Raw genomic sequence first — 17,269 nt, forward strand, 5'->3', positions numbered from 1 at the left:
ATTATAAGGATGGGAAATGACTGATGGTATTAGGGTTTGCAGCTTGGCTACACTTGCATTTTTTGAAAGTAGTATTGATTTTGGTGGATCTGAAAGCTGCGATCGACACTCTCCGGTTCCTCCTTTTTTCGGAGAATTATTTTCCTAGCCCTACTTATATCTTTTGAGGGATTTGCTGCGACAAAGAGAATGATTACAGTATAATCATTCATCTAAAATCACTTGTTTTATGACCGCGACAACTCGACCTATTTTAACTACCTCTATCAAGATTGCAGGCATTACAATGCCACGGATACTGCAATATTTTGAAACTTTAAACGCGGGCGATTTTGACGCGACGGCTAATTTATTTGCCGATGATGGGGTTCTGCACGCCCCGTTTGAAGATCCAATTATCGGCAGCATCTCGATCGCCACTTATCTCAAAAAAGAAGCGCGAGGAATGCAGCTAGAACCCCAGAAAGGTGTCAGCCAAATTTTAGAAGATGGCCAAGTAGAAGTTCAGGTCAGCGGCCGGGTGCAAACTTCCGCATTTGCTGTTAATGTCGCATGGCTGTTCTTGCTCAATTCTGACCAAAAACTCCTTTCTGTCACGGTCAAACTGTTAGCTTCTCCCCAAGAATTGCTAAATATGCGGTCGCAGAAGAAATTTGATGTTTAATAATCTGTTTCAGATTTAAATTGTCTATTTTGGTTTGACCTGTCGATCGCACGTCATAGCTAAAATCGTGCGATCGACAGGTTAATCGGCTTTTTATCGCCCGAATCAGGCAGAAACCGGGTTTTTATCCAAATCTCTGGTGAAGTGCCAGTAACGGTATAAAAACCCCGTTTATGCGGTATTTGTGCGATCGGGACTGTACCCCTACAGTCTTACAGTCTCCCCTTGGGCTGACCGAAAGCATCCAGGATACCCGCCACGTGATTCATCCGTCCAGAAATAAAAAACCTGTATCCGATGAAACTTGCCGAACGTATTTATCTCGCGCAAGTCAATGCTTCAATTCTAAAATCTAAAATCTAAAATCTAAAATCGATTGACGATACTGCACGAAAAAGTGGCTGTCACCGCACCGTGCGACAGACAGCCAAAGCCAGCCAAAAAGTGCATTGTCAATCACTAATCACTCATGACTAATGACTAATGACTAATGACTAATGACTAATTAAGATTTTTCCGGCAAACTCGCTTCCAACTTGAGACAGTTGCGACCGTCTATTTGCAAAGTGTAGTCCACCCGATCCATAAGTCTGCTCATAATCAGCCAGCCGTAGCCGCTTTCCTGTTTAGCTTCCGGCATCGGGGGATTGTAAGTATCCATTTCGTAACCTTTACCGTAATCCCAAATTTCTAAACCAATATCCCTATTTTTTAAATTCAAGCGAATTAACACGGGCAAATTGGGTTGATCTTTGTGAGCATGGCGGATCACGTTAGAATAGGCTTCTGCTAACACCAAGCGCAAACGATTCGACTGACGCGGCCAATCGACGTGCTCTCCTAGCTCTACTTCCAAACTGCTCAGCAACCAATTTTCAACAATTGTTAAAAACCGCAAGTCGCTTGGCACATGAAGCTCAGTATTCATAAAAAAATCCCGTAAGTTTGAAAACCCCTGTGTCTTCACACCAGGTATGAAACACGACGCGCCGAATGGATTCGGCCTCAATACTTGTCACTAATCGGGGGATACTAGCCTTTTCTGGTTAAAAATCAGGCATTCGTCATTCGGTATAAGGCAGAAGTTAAGAGTATAGTTGAAAACTTTTGTTATGAGTCTAAAGCCCACTAACAATTGATAATTATACCGAGACTGCAAGCAGCGAGGTATAAAAAATCTGTGTTTCAATCCTTGGCTTTTAAGCGTTGGTTTTTTCTGACGAATGCCTTCTACCTTAACCCTTGACAGGTATTTAATCCCCCAGGAAAGCGATTCAGGAAACTAGCTGCGCCATCGCCGGCTAGGTTTTTTACTGTGGTTTTTGACTGTTGACGATAACGCCGTCCTTTGCAGGACTACTCTATGGGCCGTCAACAAGCAGGGCTTAAGTTTTTTCGGCTCTCACCCCCGACTATGCGTCGGGAGTCGCTGACAGATTCAAAGAACTTCCAGAGAGAGTATGGTTTGGTCGTCTTCCTGAACGGGATTATCGGCTCGGATGTAAGCCAACAAATTGTCCAAGTTGAAAGAACCAGGTTCCTGAATCAAGAGTTGCCAAAGCCCTTCTTGTTGTAGCATAGAACGGGTTGGTACACCCCCTGCGACCGCTTCAGTGGTCACGCTAGCTTCAGTAATCCCGTCACTCGTCAGCAGAAATACATCTCCTGACTTTAATTCGATCGTACCTGCTTTGCCTCTCCAAACTGGTAGTATCCCCAAAGGAATGCCACGAGCTTTCAGGAAATTCGGCTCGGCTGGCGTTTTACCGCTAGCGGCTTGAGCTTTCACCTCCGAGTGAGACCAAACAATCGGGTAAATGTGACCGGCATTAGCAAATGCCAGGTGTCCGGTTGACGGAGTGTAACGAGCTACAACCATTGTAATAAAATGGTTGTTGCCGATCAGGTCGTCAGACATACTGCTATTCATATTGTGCATAACTCGATCGGGCTCTGGAGAAACTTCTTGGGAAAGTTCCCGACGCATCACCGAAATCGCGCTCGCCATAAATAGAGCAGCCGGAACTCCCTTACCCGAAACATCTCCCACCGCTATCCAAATATCCCCTTGGGAGTGGACGTAGACTTCAAAAAAGTCCCCACCCACTTCCCGCGCGGGATAACAGCAAGCTTGCACCCTGACAGTTTCAAAATCCGGCCAACTTTGGCGCAACAAGTTTGTTTGGATTTGGCGAGCCACTTCCAACTCGTTTTGCATCTGCTTGGCTAAATCCAGAGTGCGCTGATATAGCTTAGCTTGAGACAGGGCGAGAGCAGCTTGAGCTGCTACACCTTCTATTAACTCTATCTCTTCTGCTGACCAAGGGTTAGTGCCGCCAATCTGGGACAAAGCCAGTACCGCCAGCAATTCTTGCTGGTAAGTCAGGGGCACGGCAATCTCAACCGAGTTACCCTGCCCCCCACTGTTGGAGTTCACTTGAGTTTGGCGGGTGGCTACAGCTTGAACCAGCAAATTTTCATCAAAAGAAAAGCTACTGGCTTCAGAGGTTTGGGCTTGGTAGGGGAAGGTACTCGGCAATAGTCGATCGGCTTCTACCGGCCGCAGCATACAATAGTTGGCCTCAAAAGTTTGACCTACGGTTTGAACAATAGTTTGTACCATACTAGAGTAATCTAGCGACCCGCGAATCACGCTCATTACCTCATTGAACAGAGATTCCTTGCGTAAAGCGCGGCGCAATGCAACGCTGCGCTGCTTGTAGTATTTGTAAGTTTCTGAGGCTTGATTGATCACCAATTTGAGTTCTTCTGGATTCCACGGTTTGGTGATGTATTTGAAAACTTGACCTGAGTTGATGGCCTCAACCAAATCTTCAACATCGGTGTATCCCGTTAGCAGAATCCGAATCGTATCGGGAAATCGCTCGACTGTTTTCCCCAAAAACTCGGTGCCATTCATTTCTGGCATCCGCTGGTCAGATATAATCACCGCCATCTCGCCCTGTTCGTCTAGAACTTCCAGGGCGCTGAGGGCGCTATCTGCTTTGTAAACCTGAAAGTCGCGTCGAAACGTCCGGTACAATAAATCCAAGTTGTCGGGTTCGTCATCGACTACCATCAGTTTCAGCTTGCTTCCATCTCCCCGACTCATCTTTCTTCCCCCTTGAAAACCCCCACCATAGCTGTATTCAGCAAGGTGGCGGGAGGAAAAGGAGGGCTGGATATATGCAACATATCAGTTACGTCAAGTTGAGTTAAAGAAACCCGTTTTACCTCAAGGTGAGCATTCCTTTCGCACCATCTGTTCGCACAGATGAGAGGCTTTCGATACTGTAACCCGCCTCGGTAGGCCGCTTCAATAGGGAAAATTCCCGAGTCAGCTTTAACGCTGTGATACGAGCAATGACCTTGTTAGCAGTCGGTACTTTTCTAAACACACCAGCATTCAAAACGGCTAATTAATGCTCTGATTGCAGAGTTCTTAACTAGCTGGGCACTGTCCTCGGTGTGAATTTTAACACTTACTACTAACGCAAGTATTGCTACCTAAGTCTGGTCAACACCGGCTGTATTTCAAGCCCCACTGTACCCGGAGGGTTAGTGGTGGGTTGTTGGCGCTATTCCCTACATCTTTGCCGCATCGTACTTGATTGCAGGATGCAAGTCCTCTTAATCTCTGAACTTTTTGCAGCAAGCATATTACTACTGCCGAATCAAGCTAATCTTTCTGCCAGTCTGAGCTTAGCAGAACGAGAGCGGGGATTTCTAGCGACTTCTTCGGATTGTGGCACGATCGGCTTTTTTGTCAGTACCTGCAAATTGGGTGTTCCTCTGAGTTGGTGCTTGACTGGTCGGTCTTCGAGACTGTGAAAGGTAATGATTCCGATTCTCCCACCGGGTTTTAACCACCGTGGGGCAAGGTTTAGGAAAGTTTCTAAAGAAGCGAGTTCGGAGTTGACGGCTATCCTTAAAGCTTGGAAAGTACGGGTGGCCGGATGGATTCTGCCGTTGCGCTGCTTGGGGGGGAAGCTGGAGGCGATCGCCCCTGCAAGTTCTGTTGTAGTTTGAAAAGGACGGCTTTGCACAATCCGCCTCGCGATGCGCCGCGACAGTCGCTCCTCGCCGTACTTGTAAATAATATCTGCTAGTTTAACTTCTTCCCAGTGGTTGATAATCTCTTCTGCCGTCAAAGATTGCTGCTGGTTCATACGCATATCTAGTTGAGCTGGGTGGCGAAAACTAAATCCCCGTTCCGGTGTATCGAACTGAGCAGAGCTGACGCCCAAGTCTGCTATGATACCATCAAATTCGGCCTCTGGGGACTGATATTCAGCAAAGTTGCCGTGCCAAAACTCAACGGGCGAGTTGGCAAATCGGGCTTGGCAAAAACGGATGGCTTGTTCGTCGCGGTCGATCGCCACCACTGTAACATCTGGCGCCGCCGCTAAAATCAAACTCGTGTGTCCGCCGCCCCCAAGCGTCGCGTCCAAATAGCGGCCGCCTGGACGCACAGCCAAACCCGCAATTAACTCGCTTCCCAAAACTGGAACGTGATAGGTGTCAATACTGACATCCGATCCAAGGGTCTCCTTCTCAGAGAGCTCGATATCCTTCATAATCATAAAAGCCAAACAAAAATCAACAATAGCTAGTAATCATTAATTCATTTAATTATGTCAAGAATTGAGACTAGAACCGAACCGATGGTGCTCAACATGGGCCCGCACCACCCTTCCATGCACGGGGTACTCCGGCTAATCGTCACCCTGGACGGGGAAGATGTGGTGGACTGCGAGCCTGTTTTGGGCTATCTGCACCGGGGGATGGAAAAAATCGCCGAAAACCGCACCAACGTGATGTACGTGCCCTACGTGAGCCGCTGGGACTACGCTGCGGGGATGTTTAACGAAGCGGTGACAGTGAATGCACCGGAAAAGTTGGCAAATATTGCTGTCCCCAAACGGGCTAGTTATATTCGGGTAATCATGCTGGAGTTGAACCGGATTGCTAACCACTTGATGTGGGTAGGGCCGTTTTTGGCGGACGTGGGCGCGCAAACTCCTTTTTTCTATACTATGCGCGATCGCGAACCAATTCTCGACTTGTGGGAAGCAGCCACAGGTTATCGCATGGTTAATAATAACTATTTCCGCATTGGCGGAGTTGCCGCCGATTTGCCCTACGGTTGGGTAGATAAGTGCCAAGATTTCTGCGATTATTTCGTTCCCAAAATTGACGAATACGAACGTTTAATTACCAACAATCCAATCTTTCGCCGCCGGATTGAAGGGCTGGGTACTATTTCTCGCAACGAAGCGATTAACTGGGGACTTTCCGGGCCCATGTTGCGCGGTTCCGGCGTAAATTGGGATTTGCGGAAAGTTGACCATTACGAATGTTATGACGACTTCGACTGGGAAGTCTGTACCGAAGCTGGTGGCGATTGTTTAGCCCGGTATTTAGTACGGATTCGGGAGATGCGCGAGTCTGTTAAGATTCTCTATCAAGCCTTGAAAGGACTCCCCGGCGGCCCTTACGAGAATTTGGAAGCCAAGCGCTTAGAAAGCGGGCCAAAATCTGAATGGAATGGTTTTGACTATCAGTTTATTGGCAAAAAAGTTGCCCCGACTTTTAAGATTCCCAAGGGCGAACATTATGTCCGCGTTGAAAGCGGCAAGGGTGAGTTGGGGATTTATATTATCGGGGATGATAGTGTGTTTCCTTGGCGCTGGAAGATTCGGGCTGCGGATTTTAATAATTTGCAGATTTTGCCTCACATTGTGCGCGGCGTGAAGATTGCGGATTTGGTGGCGATTTTGGGGAGTATCGACATTATTATGGGCTCGGTTGACAGGTAGGTTTTGTCGGTTTTTATCTGAGAATTTAACCCGGTTTTTTTAGGAAACCGGGTTGATTTTTTTGAACCGCAGATAAACGCGGATAAACGCCGATGGAGCTCGATTAATATTGCTATTAACGTCGCTAAAATGTACCTTATTTCTCTCTTCTCTCTTCCTCTGTGCCCTCTGCGCCCTCTGCGGTTAATAAAAAAAATCTCTCATTGACAAATGAAATAACATCAACTTTGATTCGATAAATTATGAAAGTTCATCAACCAGATATCAATGACAGCAACCCGGAGCTCTGCGCTTTAATCTGCGAAAGAATTGCCGCCAGTCCCCAGCAGCGTATTACTTTTGCTGAATATATGGATTTGGCATTATATCATCCGCAGTACGGTTATTATAATAGCGATCGCCCGTCGATCGGCAAACAAGGCGATTTTATCACGTCGTCTCATTGGGGTGCTGATTTTGCTGAGGTTTTGGCGGATCAGTTTGTGGAAATGTGGGAAATTCTAGGCAAACCTCAAAACTTCGCGATTGTAGAAATGGGCGCTGGGCGGGGAAATTTTGCCGAAAATGTGCTGCAATATCTGCAACTGCAATATCCCGATTTCTTTCATATTTTAGAATACATTATTATTGAACTTTCCCCTGGGCTCCAAGCGGAACAGCGGCAAATTCTAGCCGATATCAAGTGTGTTAAGTGGTGCAATTGGGATGAGATAGTTAATAACTCAATTGTCGGTTGTTTCTTTTCTAATGAGTTAGTAGATGCTTTACCAGTACATCAATTCATTCGGGAAGAAGGGCAAGTTAGGGAGATTTACGTTGCCGCAGAAACCCCCAAAAATATACAAGAACAAATAAAATTTGTTGAGGTAGTTGACGAAGTTTCTACACCTAAAATTGCTGAATATTTTGAGTTATTGGGAGTCGATTTATCGGCGAGTGTTTACGGGGATGGCTATCGCAGTGAGGTGAATTTAGTAGCTTTAGACTGGATGAGTACAGTTGCTCAAAAGTTGCAGCGGGGATATTTGTTAACTATTGATTACGGCCATCCGGCGCACCGCTATTACAATCCGAGGCGCAGTGAGGGGACGCTACAGTGTTATTATCGCCACCGATATCACAGCAATCCTTATATTAATGTGGGGCGGCAGGATTTAACGGCTCATGTTAATTTTACGGCGTTGGAAAGGCAGGGGGAATTGTGCGGTTTGGATGTGGTAGGGTTTACTCAGCAGGCTTTGTTTTTGATGGCGTTGGGTTTGGGCGATCGTATTGCTTCTCTATCAACAAATCATGCGGAAGTATTGGATGTGGCAACGTTTTTGCGGCGACGGGAGGCTTTGCATCAATTGATCGATCCGATGGGTTTGGGCGGTTTTGGGGTTTTGGTGCAGTGTAAAGGGTTGAGGGAGGAGGAAAAGGGGAGAATTTTGAAGGGTTTGATGGTGCCTGATTGATTATTTGAGATTGATTATTAACTAATTAAGCTGTTTTTTAACCGCACGAGCGATTAAAGGCGCTTTCTTTTCTAACCCTTCTAAATTAAGTTCGTTCTCTAGATACATCCGATACCACTCCTGACGTTGTTCTATCACCCATTCACTATTCTGAAGCTGTAACTTTTTGAGGGTAAATTCGGCTCGATCGCGCTGGTGGGAAGGAATCGCATCAGTCAAAACCAACTGACAAGAAGGTAGGATAATCTCAAACCAATTATCTTCTACTTCAAACGGATCGAGAATTTGTCTATCGTAAGTTCCTTTGCAGCTATTTACCCGTTGCAAAGCATAGCGATAGTTTTTCCAGTCATAAATCAAATGCCGATTTTCTGCTTTACTTTTACTCAAATAATGATCTACAGTACCCATCCGACTCGGTATGTACATAACTGAATAGCCACAAAGATTTTGGAAGTCTTTAGCTAATTGAGGTTTGAAGGTAGACCAAAAATCTTTTGGTTCTTTACCAGGATTTTTAACTAACCAATTATTGCCTGCTTGTCGCACTTGTTGCTCAAAATCTGCTGGTTCCGCTGGCGGAGTAAATCGCATCATCTTTACTCTACCTCGGTGCTCACAATCCATCGCGGCCAGAAGCGATCGTGTTCTGGTAAAACTCGCAGGAGTTCCTGATGAATTTGATCCTTAGTTCTGAGGTATTCAGGAAAAGTTTCCATGCTTTCTCCTCGCATGAAGGTATACGCAGCCTCAATCGCTATTTCTGCTTCGCGGGAACGAGCCTGTTTTAACCCAAAAATATCTGAAGTTAGCCAGCCAACAGCATCGCCATGTTTTGTCCAAGGAACTTCATTAAGAGTTACATCTTTACCTTGTAACTCAAACAAAAATAACTTATCTTGCTCCTCATCAAATTCAGGCTCGATTGAGGCAAGTAGCAGCGGAGAATGAGTTGTAGCTATTAGCTGAAGTTTCATTTCATTTTCGAGGTTTGTTGCTACTTCTAAGATAGCTGGCAAGATTGATCGTTGCCACTGTGGATGTAAATGAGCTTCAACTTCATCGATTAAAAGAATTATCTTATCCAGAGGTTCTTGTTGCCGCAACTTAGAAGCCATTGTGTGTTCATACCAAGTCCATACTAACAAATAAGCTAATCCTAAAATTCGCTTAATGCCCGCTGATGCGTATATAATCGGAACATTGCCATAGGGAAAATTTAAGGTAGGAATCTCACGCACATCCTCAACAGAAACCCTTATTGGTTCTCCCGGTTCCATCCATTCATCAGCATCGGGAGAAAGTTGTTTAATGACGCGAGATAATAGTTGGAATTGAGATCGGTCTGGTTGACGTTGCCAGTTCACCCAATCATGAATTAGACCATTACAGATAAATTTTCCTTCGGAATTAATCAATCCATTCCAAAGACTATCATAATTGAAGTGATAAGCTGCTAAGCGATTACGGGCAGGATCTAAGACTGAAAATCCATCAACACGGACGTAAATAATTAACCCTTTGAAACTAGAATACTTGCCACTGTCTAACCACTTTTGTTCGGAAAAACTAAACAGACTTCGATATTTATCGGATTTTTTTTGATTGCTTAAACGAGAAGTGATTTCCGGGGAATTGCCCTGTCCCTGCTGTGGCCAAGCTGGACTATCCGCCCATTTTCCAGTTAGTACCCACCAAGCAACATCAAGCAAAAAAGTTTTCCCCAAACCATTGTCGCCAGTAAATAAATTAATGCGATCGGCAAATTCTACATCGAACTGGGGGGCGGTTCCGACTTGTTTTAGATGAAGTTCTTTCAGCATTTTGAATATTCACTCTATCAGCTACATAATTAGCTCAATATTTAGAAATATTGTACTATAAACTACTTGCTGATTATAAAATATTTTCACTTGGTTCTAATTCAGCCCATTTTAATCGTTCTTGAATTGACATACCCTGCAACTTTTTACTCATTTCATATAAATCCACTTGCGGATAATCCCCCTTAAATAGCGGAATTAAAGCCTCAACAACAGCAGCGATTCCCTGCGGCGGCACTGCATTGCCAATCTGCCGCCGCACTTCAGTCGTAGAACCTTCAAAAACAAAATCATCGGGAAATGTTTGTAATCTTGCCCTTTCACGATTTGTCAAAGAACGCGGTTCTAAATAATGATAACCCCAAGTCCCGCCACCTCCACCAGCAATGATTGTCGATGAGGGTTTATCTGGATGAATTCGGCGATAAACGTGACTGATCATGCCTTTGACATAGTATGGACTATCCTTGGGAATATCAGAGAAATTGCCTCCCGGTTTAATTCGATTTAAAATTTCAACGGTGCGGGCTTGAATTTTATGATGTTGGTTATTGTCAAGAACTGCTTCCACATTTTTGAGTGCTTCGCCCGCAGTTCGATAAGGATGTTTGCGATTTTGACCGTATTCTGGCTGAGGATGCACAAAGTTAAATCCTGTATCCATCCGAATCCCAACTAATAACACTCTTTGCCGAAATTGCGGAACTCCGTAATCGGCAAAGTTGTAGAGTTTAGGTTTAACTAAGTAGCCGGGAGCGATACTTTCAAAATCAGAAATTATTTGTTTTATTGCTTGATAATTATTTGCACTTAATAAGCCTTTGACATTTTCTGCTACAAAAGCTTTGGGCTTTTTTTTATTGACAAAATCGAGAAAGTATGTATATAAATTGCCTCTGGTTCCTTCAAGTCCGGGGCGCTTCCAAATTAGGGAGAAATCTTGACAGGGGAACCCTCCTATACATATTTCAGCTTCGGGAACTTGTGCAATGTCTATATTTTCTATGCTGTCGTTGATGATGACATCAGCAATGTTTCTGCTGAAAGTTTTGCAGGCGTATTTATTGGAGTCGATCGCCCAAACTACCTCAAATCCGGCTTGGTGGAATGGCAAGTCCATGCCGCCGCAACCAGAAAATAAGGATAGGAGTCGCGGTTTTTTTGCCCAGGCGATCGGCTGGAGACGTTCTATTAACATAGGAGTGCAAAGTTAGCCAAGGGCGGGCTGGATTCCCGCACCATAAGAGTGTCATCATACCAAAACACGATCGAACTCGGCTCATCAATTGATATTTCACTCTTCTTCGTCTAACTCGATCCCGGCTTGACGCAGTTTTTCGGCCAATTTTTCAGCGCGGAGGCGTTCGCGATCGCCCCGTTGGCGTTCTTGTTCTACTCTTTCTTCCGACCAAAGCAACAACTCGCCTTCAGGATTCCACCACCTCAACCAACAGCCTGTCCTTCCTTCGTGCGTTCCTTGCCACATTCCTAAAAATAAGTCCAATCCGGGTATCCCATAACGTCCGTTTTCATCAGGTTTTTGCAAGTTGTAGTGCTCTGATTCTAAAGCGTAAACTTCTAAATGAGCTGTTTTGGCTCGGAATATGACGTATCGGGGAACTTTGATTACTTGCTCGTAAAAATACCACTTTCCCACCCGCGAGGTAAATTCAACGGAGTATTCTTCTCCATAGGTTTCTGAAAGAAATTCCATCACGATTTGGGGGATGGTTCCTTCTGTGTGTGGGGTGTAACTGCGGCGTACTTGAGAGACATTTTTTGGATTGACGGGTTTCACGTACATCCAATCTGGTGCTTTGCAGATAATACGCTGTTCGTCGCTGCTTGAACCTGGGAAACTTATTCCTGCACACAAGGCAAAGTTGGAAACAATTAAGGCATCCTGCATTAATTCAGGAAATCCTGTTAGCGGCTGGCGCAAAGCGGCGGCTAACAATGGTTGGCTTTCGTCTTCCACTGGGTCGTCTGGTAGTTGGAAATCTTCTGGTAGTAGCGGCCAGGTGATTGTGAGTTGTGTTTCATAATTTTTAGTTGCTACAGACATAGTTTCTCAGAGGTTAAATGTTTTAATGTTTAAATTATATCTCTTGGTTTTTGGGATTAATGTTAATGGCTTAATGACGAGGCAGAGCCTCTGGATATGCGTTACCGGGCAGAGTCAATTAGTAACGACTTAAGCCGACAGTCCGCCAGGGGTTGAAACCCCTGGCTAATAGCGAAAGTCCTCTTAAGAGGACTGAGAAGAAAACTGTTAAAATATAGCGGTTTTCAGATAAATGAGGTATACAGAAACCCTGTATTCTCAAGCTTTCTAGGTCAAAATTCGTACCTCACCTTTTTGAGAAAGGCTATAATTAGTCCTCATAGCGAGGACTTTAGCTTTGAGGCAGGGAATTCATTCCCTGCCGGACTTAATATGCAGCTATGATCTTCTGCTGTAGGTCGTTTGTCATGGCTAGTAGTTCCGATTGGGCGATCGCACTTTGTTCACCACTCGCCAACCACTTCAATTGTACTGTTTCGTTTTCTGCTTCGGTATCTCCCAAAACTAAACACGCAACCGCACCGCTGCGATCGGCTCTTTTAAACTGTTTCTTGAAAGGACTAGCACTCAAATCTATCTCTACACTAAACCCGACACTTCGCAATTTTTGAGCTAACAATACCGATTGCTGTTCTGCTTTTTCGCCCCTGGATACCAAATAAAAATCTAACTTCGGCGCGGGCAAAGGTGGCAACTTTTGCAGCAGGATAATCAACCTTTCGATACCCATTGCCCAACCGACTGCCGCCGTATCTGGGCCGCCCAATTCCTTTACTAAACCGTCGTAGCGGCCGCCTCCGCAAACTGTTGATTGCGCTCCCAAATCGTCGGAGATAATTTCAAATGCGGTGTTGGTATAGTAATCTAAACCGCGCACTAATCGGGGATTTAACTGATAGCTAATTCCTAAATTTGTGAGCATAAGCTGCACTTGCTCGAAGTGCGATCGCGATTCCTCTCCCAAATAGTCCAAAATACTCGGCGCACCAGCTACAATTTCTTGAGTGCGCTGATTTTTGCTGTCCAAAATCCGCAGCGGGTTTCGAGTCAAACGGTCTTGAGAATCCGCGTCTAATTCGTCTTTGTGCGGTGTAAAATAATCGATCAAATCTTGCCGATAATTTTGTCTGTCTTGCTTATTTCCGACAGAATTAATATCGAGGCGCAAATTTTTTAAACCGAGGGTTTGCAGGATATCGCAGGCGATCGCAATTACCTCGACATCCGCACGAGGATTCGCACTCCCCAAGACTTCCACGCCAATTTGATTAAACTGCCGCTGTCTTCCGTCTTGCGTGCCTTCGTAGCGAAACATCGGCCCAGCATACCACAGACGCTGCACGTCACCAGCCGCGTACAAACTGTGTTGAATAAAAGCTCGGACTACCCCGGCTGTGCCTTCTGGACGCAAAGTAGTCGATCGATCGCCCTTATCTTTAAAAGTGTACATTTCCTTACCCACGACATCGGTAGCTTCCCCAATGCCGCGTTCAAATAAAGATGTCTGTTCAAATATCGGCGTCCGAATTTCCCGATAAGCCGCTTTTTTCAATATTGTTCTAGCGACTTCTTCTATATTTTGCCAGTATTGAATTTCAGCGGGCAAAATATCCCGCGTTCCCGGTAAAGTTTTAATTGCACTCATTTTGTTAGTCATTAGTCAGTAGTCATTAGTCAGTAGTCATTAGTCAGTAGTCATTAGTCATTAGTTAGCGGTTATTTTTTGGTTTTTGGTTTTTGGTTTTTGGTTTTTATTTGCAGGTTTTTTGTTCGTTGTAGGCGCTCGTAATTAATGCCCAATGCCCAATTCCCAATGCCCGATGCCCAATTCCCCATAACTAATGACTTAATAATTCCCAGGCTCCGTAACGATCGCCATAATAAGCCAAAATGCGATCGACTCGCTCGCGACCTGCCAAATCGAACGCTTCAGGATACTGTATCCACAAACCCCCAATTTGGCTGTCACTGTAATCAAACCGCTGCGACTGCTGCAGGATTAAACCGGTTTGCACCCCTTCAACTTGACGCAAATGGGTCGCCACTTCGCGATACACCGCCAGCGGCAATCCAGGGGATTGAATGTGATAGCGGAGTTGTTTTTCTTGTGCCGTTTGCATCATTTCTTTGCCTGTCCCCAACCAGAACCCCTACTTAAGATACTTCTTTATCGATCGGCCGCGGTAGAGGACAGCAGTTAATATTGTCCAAACATACCTTTCCCCACTGCAACGCCCAGCGTACAAGGGTAACTCGATTGTCAGCGCGCGTCTTGTTCAAGATATTGCTAATGTGGTTGTCAACTGTACGCTTGCTAATCTCTAACTTTTCGGCGATTTTCTCATTAGTCAATCCCGCCGCTACTAACTCTACCACTTGCAATTCTCTGTCCGACAGGGTGACAGGGGTTCCAGAGACAATCCCACTCATAAATTTTTCCTATGTCTGCATATTTACCTATCTACAATTCTAGAGGATGAGGGATAAAGTATGAAGAGCAAATTAAATTTGCTGTGCTACTCTTTCGGCCCCGAAGCACCAACTCGCTTGTAGAATCGCAAAAAGTGCAAACTCAGCGCCGACACAGCATGACCCGCACGGACTTGCACTGCTGGCACCGGAGGGCGGCGGGCGATCCCTTTACCTGCGCGCATCTGACATCCGGGCCAAACCCGCAGATGTTTTCAGGTAAAACAACTGATACGCCCGCACTGCACTTGTCCGTTGAGCGAGTAACTGCGAGTATCAGTAAGTCTGATATTATAGGAGCAGCAATAAAAAAATAGCTGGCAATTTTTCTGGGATGGGTTAAAAATCATTATTGACCTGTCTACTGCTGGTCTAAAATCTCAAATCTCAAATCTAAAATAGATATGACTTATCCTCGCGTTTTGTGTCTGGGTGAAGTTTTATTTGATTGTTTAGCAGACAAACCAGGAGTATCTCTCGAAGAGGTAGAATCTTGGACGGCCTATCCCGGCGGTGCTCCTGCTAATGTTGCCTGTGCTTTGGTTAAATTGGGGACGGCGGCGGGATTTATCGGTGCTGTAGGTGGGGATGAATTGGGGAATTCCCTAGTGCAGGTATTGCAAGAAGTAGGGGTTGATATTGCTGGAGTGCAGCGACATCCAAGTGCGCCGACGCGGCAAGTTTATGTCTTGCGGAATCAAGCGGGCGATCGATCTTTTGCCGGTTTTGGCGAATTTGATACTGCGGATTTTGCCGACACCCGCATCCTTGCTGCACAACTACCCGAAGTGCTGTTTGAAAATGCCGAATATTTAGTGCTAGGTACTTTAGAATTAGCTTATCCTGAAAGTCGAGAGGCGATCGTCCGAGCGATCGAACTAGCAGAAAAGTACGACGTTAAAATTATACTTGACATCAATTGGCGTCCCGTGTTTTGGCCAAATCCAGACGAAGCAAAAGCGCACATTAGAAAAATATTAAAAAAAGTTGATTTTGTCAAGTTATCTGAGGAAGAAGCCGAATGGTTGTTTGACACTAACGATGCTGGAGCTATTACCTACCGTCTCGATTCCGTAGAAGGCGTTTTGGTAACTGCGGGCGAGAAAGGTTGCGCTTATTGTATCTCGGAAAATGAAGGAAAAATCCCCGCATTTACAGTAGATGTTGAGGATACAACAGGTGCCGGCGACGGTTTTCTGGCTGGTTTTGTCAGCCAATTATGCAAGGTGGGAATTAAGAGTTTAGCCACTCCAGAAATAACCAAAAAAGTTATAACTTATGCGAGTGCGGTAGGTTCGATGACAGCGATGAAACCGGGTGCAATTGCGGCTCAACCAACCGCCGCTGAAGTAGAAGCTTTCTTGTATTTGTACAAAAATTAGCAGGCAAAACCTCTCCCCCCAAAACGCAGGGCTGTTTCATTCTCACGAAAATCTGGCTTTTGTAGGGGCGGTGCCAAGAATGCCCGCCCCCCCACGGACGATGAAATCAATGTTTCAAATATCGGGGCAACCGGGCGTGGGATTGCCCCTACAAGAGAATGAAACAGCCCTGCCCCAAAACGGGGAGGGGGCTAAATTTGGTTCAGAAACCCGATTGCTAGGAAAAAAGTAACTGTTATAGCAATCCTAAATCATTTGCATTATTATTGTAGGGGCAATCCCACGCCCGGTTGCTCGATAGATAGGGGGTAGGCACTCTGAGCACTACCCCTACAAATTTATCTGAATCATTTAGGATTGCTATATAAGACTTGGCGATTAAACTCGCTACTATACAAACTCTCGCCCTAGTTAAGAGGGAGTAAGAAATAAACGGGAGCGTGTCACTTTTGCGATGAGTATTTATACTTAAACATTTCTTCGCTTACCAATTAAGCCATTTAAGTAAGCACATCGATGAGCCAATACCTGCCCAATATGTTCTGATTTCCAACTTGCTCCAGATATTTTAATTCGTCTAGCTATTTGCTTAATTCCTGATTCTACTGCGCCAGAGCCAATTGAACATATTTCATCTATGAAGGCAAACTTCGTAATTAATAATTCTTTCTTTGTGCTTTTCTAAATAGTTGCAAAAATTAACTGCTGTTTTTTTCTTTAACTCTGTAAATAGTGCTTTTGCACTTTTTACATTTCCTTTCCATAAATATGTTTCTGCTTGCTTCAATCGCTTAATTGAACCGCCTACTTTCTGAAGATTTTCATTCAAATGATACCAGTCCATAATTTCTCTTCTGTCCTGTTCACAACTAATTTCCTTGAATATATTCCATACGCCATCATGTCCATCACCGTCTGACAAGTTACTGGTTTTGCTAGTGGCTGTTGATTTGCCCAATTAACGATCATCTCATTTTGGTCAAAACTACCTACTATCCCTGCTTCTGACACAATTGCTTTATAATCTTTCCACTCCGATTTTTCTCCGAGTGGTGTGATCAATCGTGCTTTTCCACCATCTACACTTAACTCCGTAATATCTGCTGTTGCGATGGGCTGCTCAAATTCTTGATAATGTACTAATCTTTGTTGTGTCTTAGCTGGAACCGTAATCCCTGTTATGTATTCAATATCTTTGGCTGCATTTTGATACGCAACGTTAGCACTCAGTCTTAAACAACAGTTCTCTAAATGTGGACTTAATCTACTTCTACTCCCACACCCTAGTTTATCTGCTTGCTTTTGGGTGATGCTTAAATCACCTAATGTACTTTTTAATCTCTTTACCCTTCCGGCTTTTGTCCCGCTCGCTGAGTAGATAAAAAAATTCCGATCTGCGGTGTCACATGAGTTAACACCTTATCTTTAACCGTGATCTCAATATCTTCTAATGTTTTCAACGATTTCGGGTCACAATCAGCATACAGGATTGCCGAAATAGCCTCTACATATGTTTGAATCGCCTGTTGTTGTTCGGGAGTCATCGTTCAATCGCCACTAATTAAGACATCATTATTTTCGCTGATTTTG

The 17,269-nt window shown here is 44.8% G+C and carries 16 protein-coding genes and 1 pseudogene; 4 read left to right on the forward strand and 13 right to left on the reverse strand.

Annotation, left to right across the window (positions count from 1 at the left end; all coding sequences use genetic code 11):
• Positions 1-47 precede the first annotated feature (47 nt).
• Positions 48-212 carry a hypothetical protein gene (locus QUA16_RS11565; RefSeq protein ID WP_333181142.1) on the reverse strand — a complete coding sequence of 55 codons (165 nt, stop codon included), beginning with the start codon at positions 210-212 and terminating at the stop codon, positions 48-50.
• 17 nt (positions 213-229) lie between these two features.
• Between QUA16_RS11565 and QUA16_RS11570 the strand changes: the two genes are divergently transcribed.
• Positions 230-664, forward strand: coding sequence for a nuclear transport factor 2 family protein (locus tag QUA16_RS11570; protein ID WP_333104294.1), 435 nt, complete (start codon positions 230-232; stop codon positions 662-664).
• 505 nt (positions 665-1,169) lie between these two features.
• Here the strand turns inward: QUA16_RS11570 and QUA16_RS11575 are convergent.
• The 3 genes from QUA16_RS11575 to rsmH all read right to left on the reverse strand — a co-directional run bounded on the left by QUA16_RS11575 (position 1,170) and on the right by rsmH (position 5,241).
• Positions 1,170-1,592 (reverse strand): anti-sigma regulatory factor, encoded by a 423-nt coding sequence (locus QUA16_RS11575; RefSeq protein WP_333104293.1) that lies wholly within the window; start codon positions 1,590-1,592, stop codon positions 1,170-1,172.
• A gap of 510 nt (positions 1,593-2,102) precedes the next feature.
• The gene (locus QUA16_RS11580) at positions 2,103-3,776 is read right to left on the reverse strand and encodes a SpoIIE family protein phosphatase (RefSeq protein ID WP_333104291.1); all 1,674 of its coding nucleotides are present in this window, start codon (positions 3,774-3,776) and stop codon (positions 2,103-2,105) included.
• A 562-nt stretch (positions 3,777-4,338) separates the two neighbouring features.
• Entirely contained in the window at positions 4,339-5,241 is a 903-nt protein-coding gene (rsmH, locus tag QUA16_RS11585) for a 16S rRNA (cytosine(1402)-N(4))-methyltransferase RsmH (protein ID WP_333104290.1), read from the reverse strand.
• Between the two features lie 57 nt (positions 5,242-5,298).
• On the opposite strand from rsmH, the gene QUA16_RS11590 reads away from it, so the two are divergent.
• Together QUA16_RS11590 and QUA16_RS11595 are read left to right on the forward strand one after the other, a co-directional pair.
• The gene (locus QUA16_RS11590; protein ID WP_333104289.1) at positions 5,299-6,483 is read left to right on the forward strand and encodes an NAD(P)H-quinone oxidoreductase subunit H; all 1,185 of its coding nucleotides are present in this window, start codon (positions 5,299-5,301) and stop codon (positions 6,481-6,483) included.
• A 242-nt stretch (positions 6,484-6,725) separates the two neighbouring features.
• Positions 6,726-7,940, forward strand: a complete 1,215-nt coding sequence (locus QUA16_RS11595) for a class I SAM-dependent methyltransferase (RefSeq protein WP_333104288.1) — start codon at positions 6,726-6,728, stop codon at positions 7,938-7,940.
• A gap of 21 nt (positions 7,941-7,961) precedes the next feature.
• Here the strand turns inward: QUA16_RS11595 and QUA16_RS11600 are convergent, their stop codons facing one another.
• The 8 genes from QUA16_RS11600 to QUA16_RS11635 all read right to left on the reverse strand — a co-directional run bounded on the left by QUA16_RS11600 (position 7,962) and on the right by QUA16_RS11635 (position 14,482).
• Positions 7,962-8,537 carry a hypothetical protein gene (locus QUA16_RS11600; protein ID WP_333104286.1) on the reverse strand — a complete coding sequence of 192 codons (576 nt, stop codon included), beginning with the start codon at positions 8,535-8,537 and terminating at the stop codon, positions 7,962-7,964.
• A gap of 2 nt (positions 8,538-8,539) precedes the next feature.
• Positions 8,540-9,763: an AAA family ATPase gene (locus QUA16_RS11605; protein WP_333104285.1), complete on the reverse strand. Its 1,224-nt coding sequence runs from the start codon at positions 9,761-9,763 to the stop codon at positions 8,540-8,542.
• A gap of 73 nt (positions 9,764-9,836) precedes the next feature.
• A complete protein-coding gene (locus QUA16_RS11610) occupies positions 9,837-10,961 on the reverse strand; it encodes a DNA cytosine methyltransferase (protein WP_333104284.1) in 1,125 nt (374 codons plus the stop codon).
• Positions 10,962-11,057: 96 nt separating this feature from the next.
• Positions 11,058-11,828, reverse strand: coding sequence for a Uma2 family endonuclease (locus QUA16_RS11615; protein ID WP_333104283.1), 771 nt, complete (start codon positions 11,826-11,828; stop codon positions 11,058-11,060).
• 367 nt (positions 11,829-12,195) lie between these two features.
• A complete protein-coding gene (hisS, locus tag QUA16_RS11620; protein ID WP_333104305.1) occupies positions 12,196-13,473 on the reverse strand; it encodes a histidine--tRNA ligase in 1,278 nt (425 codons plus the stop codon).
• Between the two features lie 193 nt (positions 13,474-13,666).
• On the reverse strand, positions 13,667-13,948 hold the full coding sequence (locus QUA16_RS11625) for a hypothetical protein (protein WP_333104304.1): 282 nt from the start codon (positions 13,946-13,948) through the stop codon (positions 13,667-13,669).
• Positions 13,949-13,982: 34 nt separating this feature from the next.
• The gene (locus tag QUA16_RS11630; RefSeq protein WP_006633901.1) at positions 13,983-14,258 is read right to left on the reverse strand and encodes a photosynthetic electron transport-dependent transcriptional regulator PedR; all 276 of its coding nucleotides are present in this window, start codon (positions 14,256-14,258) and stop codon (positions 13,983-13,985) included.
• An 86-nt stretch (positions 14,259-14,344) separates the two neighbouring features.
• Entirely contained in the window at positions 14,345-14,482 is a 138-nt protein-coding gene (locus QUA16_RS11635) for a hypothetical protein (RefSeq protein WP_333104281.1), read from the reverse strand.
• A 219-nt stretch (positions 14,483-14,701) separates the two neighbouring features.
• On the opposite strand from QUA16_RS11635, the gene QUA16_RS11640 reads away from it, so the two are divergent.
• Positions 14,702-15,679 (forward strand): carbohydrate kinase, encoded by a 978-nt coding sequence (locus tag QUA16_RS11640; RefSeq protein WP_333104280.1) that lies wholly within the window; start codon positions 14,702-14,704, stop codon positions 15,677-15,679.
• A 468-nt stretch (positions 15,680-16,147) separates the two neighbouring features.
• Here QUA16_RS11640 and QUA16_RS11645 read toward each other — a convergent pair.
• Positions 16,148-17,223 (reverse strand): annotated as a pseudogene (locus tag QUA16_RS11645) (ISKra4 family transposase).
• Positions 17,224-17,269 lie beyond the last annotated feature (46 nt).

This window comes from Microcoleus sp. S13_C3, from assembly GCF_036700905.1.
Taxonomy (GTDB): domain Bacteria; phylum Cyanobacteriota; class Cyanobacteriia; order Cyanobacteriales; family Microcoleaceae; genus Microcoleus.

Bases quoted from the DNA above. Each gene is read 5' to 3' on its own strand.
- QUA16_RS11565 (WP_333181142.1), bottom strand. From the start codon at position 212: ATGAATGATTATACTGTAATCATTCTCTTTGTCGCAGCAAATCCCTCA.
- QUA16_RS11570 (WP_333104294.1), top strand. From the start codon at position 230: ATGACCGCGACAACTCGACCTATTTTAACTACCTCTATCAAGATTGCA.
- QUA16_RS11575 (WP_333104293.1), bottom strand. From the start codon at position 1,592: ATGAATACTGAGCTTCATGTGCCAAGCGACTTGCGGTTTTTAACAATT.
- QUA16_RS11580 (WP_333104291.1), bottom strand. From the start codon at position 3,776: ATGAGTCGGGGAGATGGAAGCAAGCTGAAACTGATGGTAGTCGATGAC.
- rsmH (WP_333104290.1), bottom strand. From the start codon at position 5,241: ATGAAGGATATCGAGCTCTCTGAGAAGGAGACCCTTGGATCGGATGTC.
- QUA16_RS11590 (WP_333104289.1), top strand. From the start codon at position 5,299: ATGTCAAGAATTGAGACTAGAACCGAACCGATGGTGCTCAACATGGGC.
- QUA16_RS11595 (WP_333104288.1), top strand. From the start codon at position 6,726: ATGAAAGTTCATCAACCAGATATCAATGACAGCAACCCGGAGCTCTGC.
- QUA16_RS11600 (WP_333104286.1), bottom strand. From the start codon at position 8,537: ATGATGCGATTTACTCCGCCAGCGGAACCAGCAGATTTTGAGCAACAA.
- QUA16_RS11605 (WP_333104285.1), bottom strand. From the start codon at position 9,763: ATGCTGAAAGAACTTCATCTAAAACAAGTCGGAACCGCCCCCCAGTTC.
- QUA16_RS11610 (WP_333104284.1), bottom strand. From the start codon at position 10,961: ATGTTAATAGAACGTCTCCAGCCGATCGCCTGGGCAAAAAAACCGCGA.
- QUA16_RS11615 (WP_333104283.1), bottom strand. From the start codon at position 11,828: ATGTCTGTAGCAACTAAAAATTATGAAACACAACTCACAATCACCTGG.
- hisS (WP_333104305.1), bottom strand. From the start codon at position 13,473: ATGAGTGCAATTAAAACTTTACCGGGAACGCGGGATATTTTGCCCGCT.
- QUA16_RS11625 (WP_333104304.1), bottom strand. From the start codon at position 13,948: ATGCAAACGGCACAAGAAAAACAACTCCGCTATCACATTCAATCCCCT.
- QUA16_RS11630 (WP_006633901.1), bottom strand. From the start codon at position 14,258: ATGAGTGGGATTGTCTCTGGAACCCCTGTCACCCTGTCGGACAGAGAA.
- QUA16_RS11635 (WP_333104281.1), bottom strand. From the start codon at position 14,482: ATGCGCGCAGGTAAAGGGATCGCCCGCCGCCCTCCGGTGCCAGCAGTG.
- QUA16_RS11640 (WP_333104280.1), top strand. From the start codon at position 14,702: ATGACTTATCCTCGCGTTTTGTGTCTGGGTGAAGTTTTATTTGATTGT.